The sequence below is a fragment of the Enterobacter cloacae complex sp. P40C2 genome, assembly GCF_014930695.1.
GTDB lineage: Bacteria > Pseudomonadota > Gammaproteobacteria > Enterobacterales > Enterobacteriaceae > Enterobacter > Enterobacter pasteurii.
This window is the reverse complement of sequence record NZ_JADBRP010000026.1, coordinates 1-1,565: the sequence shown is the minus strand read 5'-3', so window position 1 is coordinate 1,565 and position 1,565 is coordinate 1. Positions and strand designations below refer to the sequence as shown.

The following is a 1,565-nucleotide window of genomic DNA, read 5'->3' as shown; positions in this document are numbered from 1 at the left end:
TCAGGGAGAACTCATCTCGGGGCAAGTTTCGTGCTTAGATGCTTTCAGCACTTATCTCTTCCGCATTTAGCTACCGGGCAGTGCCATTGGCATGACAACCCGAACACCAGTGATGCGTCCACTCCGGTCCTCTCGTACTAGGAGCAGCCCCCCTCAATTCTCCAGCGCCCACGGCAGATAGGGACCGAACTGTCTCACGACGTTCTAAACCCAGCTCGCGTACCACTTTAAATGGCGAACAGCCATACCCTTGGGACCTACTTCAGCCCCAGGATGTGATGAGCCGACATCGAGGTGCCAAACACCGCCGTCGATATGAACTCTTGGGCGGTATCAGCCTGTTATCCCCGGAGTACCTTTTATCCGTTGAGCGATGGCCCTTCCATTCAGAACCACCGGATCACTATGACCTGCTTTCGCACCTGCTCGCGCCGTCACGCTCGCAGTCAAGCTGGCTTATGCCATTGCACTAACCTCCTGATGTCCGACCAGGATTAGCCAACCTTCGTGCTCCTCCGTTACTCTTTGGGAGGAGACCGCCCCAGTCAAACTACCCACCAGACACTGTCCGCAACCCGGATTACGGGTCTACGTTAGAACACCAGCCATTAAAGGGTGGTATTTCAAGGGCGGCTCCACGCAGACTGGCGTCCACGCTTCAAAGCCTCCCACCTATCCTACACATCAAGGACCAGTGTTCAGTGTCAAGCTATAGTAAAGGTTCACGGGGTCTTTCCGTCTTGCCGCGGGTACACTGCATCTTCACAGCGAGTTCAATTTCACTGAGTCTCGGGTGGAGACAGCCTGGCCATCATTACGCCATTCGTGCAGGTCGGAACTTACCCGACAAGGAATTTCGCTACCTTAGGACCGTTATAGTTACGGCCGCCGTTTACCGGGGCTTCGATCAAGAGCTTCGCGTTGCCGCTAACCCCATCAATTAACCTTCCGGCACCGGGCAGGCGTCACACCGTATACGTCCACTTTCGTGTTTGCACAGTGCTGTGTTTTTAATAAACAGTTGCAGCCAGCTGGTATCTTCGACTGATTTCAGCTCCACCCGCAGGGGCTTCACCTACATATCAGCGTGCCTTCTCCCGAAGTTACGGCACCATTTTGCCTAGTTCCTTCACCCGAGTTCTCTCAAGCGCCTTGGTATTCTCTACCTGACCACCTGTGTCGGTTTGGGGTACGATTTGATGTTACCTGATGCTTAGAGGCTTTTCCTGGAAGCAGGGCATTTGTTACTTCAGCACCGTAGTGCCTCGTCATCACACCTCAGCGTTAAAAGGTACCGGATTTACCTGGAACCTCCGCCTACATGCTTAAACCGGGACAACCGTCGCCCGGCTAACATAGCCTTCTCCGTCCCCCCTTCGCAGTAACACCAAGTACAGGAATATTAACCTGTTTCCCATCGACTACGCCTTTCGGCCTCGCCTTAGGGGTCGACTCACCCTGCCCCGATTAACGTTGGACAGGAACCCTTGGTCTTCCGGCGAGCGGGCTTTTCACCCGCTTTATCGTTACTTATGTCAGCATTCGCACTTCTGATACCTCCAGCA

1 rRNA gene is annotated in these 1,565 nt (G+C 54.1%); it reads right to left on the bottom strand.

What is annotated here, in order from left to right:
- Positions 1-1,565, bottom strand: a 23S ribosomal RNA gene (locus tag IM304_RS22150); the annotation flags it as partial.